At 69.6% G+C, this 5,572-nt stretch carries 4 protein-coding genes and 3 pseudogenes; 3 read left to right on the top strand and 4 right to left on the bottom strand.

Translation table 11 applies throughout. The features are described from left to right. From sufB to VGS97_RS24660, 4 genes and pseudogenes are all read right to left on the bottom strand, one after another. Window positions 1–896 (bottom strand): annotated as a pseudogene (gene sufB, locus VGS97_RS24675) (Fe-S cluster assembly protein SufB); the annotation flags it as partial. A 21-nt stretch (window positions 897–917) separates the two neighbouring features. Then, window positions 918–1,970, bottom strand: a pseudogene (locus tag VGS97_RS24670) (LAGLIDADG family homing endonuclease); the annotation flags it as partial. 57 nt (window positions 1,971–2,027) lie between these two features. After that, a pseudogene (locus VGS97_RS24665) lies at window positions 2,028–2,432 on the bottom strand (Fe-S cluster assembly protein SufB); the annotation flags it as partial. Next, window positions 2,429–3,193 carry a metalloregulator ArsR/SmtB family transcription factor gene (locus VGS97_RS24660; RefSeq protein WP_349262252.1) on the bottom strand — a complete coding sequence of 255 codons (765 nt, stop codon included), beginning with the start codon at window positions 3,191–3,193 and terminating at the stop codon, window positions 2,429–2,431. The gene VGS97_RS24660 and the pseudogene VGS97_RS24665, both read right to left, overlap by 4 nt. Before the next feature lie 192 nt (window positions 3,194–3,385). On the opposite strand from VGS97_RS24660, the gene VGS97_RS24655 reads away from it, so the two are divergent. The 3 genes from VGS97_RS24655 to VGS97_RS24645 all read left to right on the top strand — a co-directional run. Continuing rightward, window positions 3,386–4,333: an ABC transporter ATP-binding protein gene (locus VGS97_RS24655; RefSeq protein WP_326856028.1), complete on the top strand. Its 948-nt coding sequence runs from the start codon at window positions 3,386–3,388 to the stop codon at window positions 4,331–4,333. Continuing rightward, window positions 4,330–5,145 (top strand): ABC transporter permease, encoded by an 816-nt coding sequence (locus tag VGS97_RS24650; protein ID WP_326856027.1) that lies wholly within the window; start codon window positions 4,330–4,332, stop codon window positions 5,143–5,145. Before VGS97_RS24655 ends, VGS97_RS24650 begins: the two co-directional genes overlap by 4 nt. A 43-nt stretch (window positions 5,146–5,188) precedes the next feature. Beyond that, on the top strand, window positions 5,189–5,572 hold a 384-nt coding region (locus tag VGS97_RS24645; RefSeq protein WP_326856026.1), incomplete at its 3' end, for a COX15/CtaA family protein.

Below are 5,572 nucleotides of genomic sequence, written 5' to 3'. Positions count from 1 at the left end.
CGGCTCATCAGGTAGAACAGCTGGTCCTCGGAGACCTTGGAGACGGTCGCCTCGTGGCCCATCTGCACGTCGTCCTCGCGCACGTCCACGTACGGGTACGTGTCCGAGCGGCTGATCGTGTCCACCAGCAGCGCGTCGCACTTCACGTTGGACTTGCTGTGGTGCGCGCCGTCCTGGATCTGGATCAGGCCCCGGTACGAGGTGCGCCCGCCGCCGCGGGCCACCGACTTCGACACGATGGTCGAGGAGGTGTGCGGCGCGGCGTGCACCATCTTGGCGCCCGCGTCCTGGTGCTGGCCCTCGCCGGCGAACGCGATCGACAGCGTCTCGCCCTTGGCGTGCTCGCCGAGCAGCCACACCGCCGGGTACTTCATGGTGACCTTGGAGCCGAGGTTCCCGTCGATCCACTCCATGGTCGCGCCCTGGTGCGCCGCGGCCCGCTTGGTGACCAGGTTGTAGACGTTGGTCGACCAGTTCTGGATCGTGGTGTACCGGGCCCGGCCGTTCTTCTTCACGACGATCTCGACCACCGCCGAGTGCAGCGAGTCCGAGGAGTAGACCGGCGCCGTGCAGCCTTCGAGGTAGTGCACGTACGCGCCCTCGTCGACGATGATCAGGGTCCGCTCGAACTGGCCCATGTTCTCGGTGTTGATCCGGAAGTAGGCCTGGAGCGGGATCTCCACGTGCACGCCCGGCGGCACGTAGATGAAGGAGCCGCCGGACCACACGGCCGTGTTCAGCGCGGCGAACTTGTTGTCCCCGGCGGGGATCACCGTGCCGAAGTACTCCCGGACCAGCTCCTCGTGCTCCTTGAGCGCGGTGTCGGTGTCCAGGAAGACCACGCCCTGGCGCTCCAGGTCCGCGTTGATCGAGTGGTAGACCGTCTCGCTGTTGTGGACGACGAGGCCTTCGGCGACGAAGTTGTGCGGACCGTCGACTTCGATGTCGTACACCGGCTCGACCAGGTACTCACGGATCGACTCGACCCGCTCGAAGCCGAGCCACTCGTTGCAGTGCGCGCCGAGCTTCAAGCCGCCGACGCTCGTCGAGCCGTGAACCTTCCTGCGGACGCCGAAACGCTCGGTGCGCTTGGGGTTACGGCAGCCCAGGGCCTCGTAGGCACCGCTGACGCCAAGACGGAAGGCATGGCCCAGCCGCTCCGGGTCGTGGCGATGCGGCTGCTCGAAGCCCCAGGGACCCGCGGTACGCAAACCACAGAGTTCCGCCAGGTCCTGGAACTGTTCGATCAGAGGCGCGCTGACGCAGGTGAGAACCATCGAGCCGTCCGGCTTGACGTACCCGTCAGCGTCGATCCAACCGCCGAGGAACGCGAGCCGCTGGTCGCGCGGCAGTTCGAAGACCCACTCCGGCACCTGCTTGCTCCGGAACGTTCCGCCGAAGCCGATCTCCCACATCCAGTCGACCAGCGCCTTGGAGTTGACCACGACGCGGTACTCGTCCGCCTCGATCATCCGCAGGCCGAACTGCTCGCTGACGACGCGCGCGATCTCGGCGCGCACCTCGGCGTCCGTCGCCGGAATGGCGATCTGGAGTCGATGCGTCTTGCCCGAGTCCTGAAGGTTTCCGTCGCCCACGTAGAGGCCGAGCAGCCACATCAGGTCGACATTCGTCTCACGCGGCCCGCGTACCGGCGATTCGCCGTGATGGTCCCCGTTCTTGAGTTCCGGCAGCACGTAAGCCGCACCGAAGTCGGGAATCGAGCGCGGAACAGCGATCATGTCCCCCGGCTTCAGCTCACCGACGGTCACCCATCGCCGCGCGTACCGTGCGCGCTCCCGACCCGGCTTGCGCTCATCGCGCAGCGCGAGAACCGGGTGGTTGTCGGTCGCGCGCAGCTTCTTGCCGTTGCGGCCGACGACGATCTCGTACGTCTGACGAACATCGGTCTGCATCGCGCGCTTGACCGGGGCGACGACGAAGCGCTCATTCTCCTCGTCGTAGGCGAACACCCGGTCACCGGGCACGATGTCCTTGATCCAGACCTTGCCGCGGTTCGCGGTCCAAATATAAGTAAGCTGAGAAAGGCATTCATACTGCGCGGCCACGCCCGCGAGCAGCCGCTGCTTCTCCGCCTCGGGGATGCCCAGCTTGTCGTAGGTGTTCTTGATGTCGACGGGCAGGTCGTCCCAGGAGGTGACCTGCTTGTCGGTGGCGCGCACGAAGTACTTGATGTTGTCGAAGTCGATGCCGCCGAGGTCCGCGCCCCAGTTCGGCATCGGCTTGCGCTCGAACAGGCGCAGCGCCTTGAGCCGGTTCTTGAGCATCCACTCCGGCTCGTTCTTGAGCGCGGAGATCTCCCGGACGACCGCCTCGTTCAGGCCGCGCTTCGCGGTCGCGCCGGCGATGTCGGGGTCGGCCCAGCCGAACTCGTACCGGCCCAGGCCTTCCAGCTCGGGGTGCGTAGTCGTCATGCTGGGGCTCCTTCGGACTGTTCGGAGGATTGCGTGACCGCGTCGGGCGGCGCCGTGACCGGCGTGGGCGGGACGGGGATGAACGTGGTGCATACGCCGTCGCCGTGTGCGATGGTCGCCAGGCGCTGCACGTGCGTGCCGAGCAGCTCCGCGAACACCTGCGTCTCGGCCTCGCACAACTGCGGGAACTCCTCGGCCACGTGCTGGACCGGGCAGTGGTGCTGGCACACCTGCGCGCCCTGCACCGGGTGCTTGCCGGGGGCCGGCGCCGAGGCGGTCGACCGGGTCGAGGCCGCGTAGCCGTCAGCCGTGAGGGCGTCCGCCAGCAGGCGGGGCCGCTCGGCCGGATCCGCGCCCGCCAGCAGACTGCGGTACCGCTCGGCCAGGCCGACGAACCGGCGCCGTGCAAAGGCGTCCACGGCGCTCTCGCCGCCGCTCTGCGCGATGAAGCGCAGCGCGTCGATCGCCATCTCGTCGTACGTGTGGTGGAAGACCGAGCGCCCCGCGCCGGTCAGCGCGAACACCTTCGCCGGACGCCCGCGCCCGCGGTGGCCGTAGACTCGCTGCTCGCGAGCCTCGACCAGCCCTTCGGCCAGCAGCGCGTCCAAGTGCCGGCGCACGCCCGCCGGGGTCAGACCAAGCCGGGCCGCCAGATCGGCGGCGGTAGTCGGGCCATTGGCCAGGATCAGCCGGGCCACCCGGTTGCGGGTGCCGACCCGGTCCTCGACGACCACGACCGCGTCCGGGGCGAGTGCGGGCAGGTCGGCAGCGGCGGACGACTCCGCCTGCGACTGCGCCACACGCTCTCCCACGGTTTTCACAACACCATTGTGGCCTTATTCCTTCCAGACACTCAACTGAGGGTCACCTAACCTTTCGGCGCCCCTCGAATGCACGCCGACGACCTGGCACCCGCACGTCGATGCCGCAGGAAGGAACCGTAAACTCGCCCCATGCACGCAGTGCGACCACCGGGCGCCCGGACCCCCGCCGTCGAGATCGCCGGCCTGGTCAAGCGGTACGGCGAGAAGACCGCGGTCCAGGGTCTCGACCTGTGCGTCGAGCCCGGATCGCTGACCGCGGTGCTCGGCCCGAACGGCGCTGGCAAGACCTCCACGATCGAGTGCTGCGAAGGATATCGCAGGCCGGACGGCGGAACCGTGCGCGTGCTCGGCCTCGACCCGATCGCCGACGCCACGCGGCTGCGCCCGCGCATCGGCGTGATGCTCCAGTCCGGCGGGATCTACCAGGCGGTCCGCGCTATGGAGATGCTGCGCCACATCGCCTCGCTCTACGCGAATCCGCTCGATGTCGGGGCGCTGGCCGAGCGCCTTGGCCTGGACTCCTGCGGCAGGACCCCGTTCCGGCGGCTCTCCGGCGGCCAGCAGCAGCGCCTCTCCCTTGCGCTGGCCGTGGTCGGCCGGCCTGAGCTGGTCTTCCTCGACGAGCCGACCGCCGGACTCGACGTGCAAGCACGCCACGCCACCTGGGAGCTGATCGAGCAGCTGCGCGCGGACGGGGTGACTGTGGTGTTGACCACACACCTGCTCGACGAGGCCGAGCGCCTGGCCGACAAGGTCGCCATCATCGACGCCGGCCGGGTCATCGCCTACGACACGCCGCAGCGCCTCGCCAACCGCACGGACGCGCCGGATTCGATCCGGTTCGAGGCTCCCGCGGGCCTCGACCTGACCGCGCTGTCGATCGCCGTGGCTCCCGGCTGCAAGGCCGCCGAACCGAATCCGGGCAGCTATCGCGTCGAGGGCGAGGTCACCGCGGACACGCTCGCCGCGACCACCGCGTGGTGCGCAAGCCTCGGGATCATGCCGCGCAACCTCGCCGTCGAGCAGCGCAGCCTCGAAGACGTCTTCCTCGACCTGACCGGCAGGCAACTGCGATGACCCTCCCCGCGACCGACCTCGCCACCGAACCCGCCGCCGGCCTGCACACTCCCGGCGCCTTCCGCCCCGACCCGCGGCCCGCCTCGCCCGCACGGATGATCCTCGCGCAGGCCCGGCTGGAGACCCGGCTGCTGCTACGCAACGCGGAACAGGTGCTGCTGGCGATCGTCATTCCGGCGATGATGCTCATCGCGTTCTCCGGCGAGCCGATCGAGACGATCACCGGATCGAGCCGGATCGACTACTTCGCCCCCGGGATCATCGGCGCGGCGGTGCTGTCCACCGCGTTCACCAGCCAGGCGATCGCCACCGGATTCGAGCGGCGCTACGGCGTGCTCAAGCGGCTCGGCGCGAGCCCGCTGCCGCGCTGGGGCCTGATGGCGGGCAAAACCCTCTCGATCCTCGCCGTCGAGGTCGTGCAGCTCGTGCTGCTCACCGGCATCGCCCTCGCCATGGGCTGGTCGCCGCACGGCTCGCCGCTGGCGGTGCTGATCCTGCTCGCGCTCGGTACCGCGGCGTTCAGCGGCCTGGCGCTGCTGCTGGCCGGCTCGCTGCGCGCGGAGGCGACGCTCGCCGTGGCGAACTTCGTCTTCCTGGTCTTCCTGGGGATCGGCGGGGTGGTCGTGCCACTGGACAAGTTCGGGCACGGCGCGCAGTCGGCGTTGCAGTTCCTGCCGATCGGCGCGCTGACGAACGGGCTGCGCGACGTCCTGCAACACGGCTCGGCGATGCCGTGGGGGCCCGTCGGCATCCTGGCCGCGTGGACCGCGATCGCCGTCGCGTCCGCCGCCAAGGCCTTCAAGTGGGAGTGACCGGGGCCGTGATGACTGAGAGCCCGATGACAGAAGGCACAGCATGAGTCAGACCACTGCCCGAGTCCCCCGGCCCCGGGAACCCGCCGAGGCGCGTCCCGGTCCGCTCGGCCATGTCCCGCTGCTGCGCCGCCCCTCGACCCGCCTCGTGCGGCTGGCCTGCCTCAGCGCGCTGATCGCGAACTCGCTCATCGTGGTGACCGGGGGCGCGGTGCGGCTGACCAACTCCGGCCTCGGCTGCCCGACCTGGCCGGAGTGCACCACCGGATCCCTGGTCCCCGTGCCGTCGCTCGGCTATCACGGCGTCATCGAGTTCTCCAACCGGCTGCTGACCTACGCGGTCACTGCGGCCGTCGCGGCGGCGATCGTCGCCACGATGCGCCAGCGCCCGCGTCGGCCGATCCTGGTCAGGCTGTCATGGGCGCTG

Source organism: Actinocrinis sp. (assembly GCF_035946395.1).
Lineage (GTDB): Bacteria > Actinomycetota > Actinomycetes > Streptomycetales > Catenulisporaceae > Actinocrinis.
Note: the sequence above shows the minus strand (reverse complement) of the source record. Positions and strands in the feature narration are given on the sequence as shown.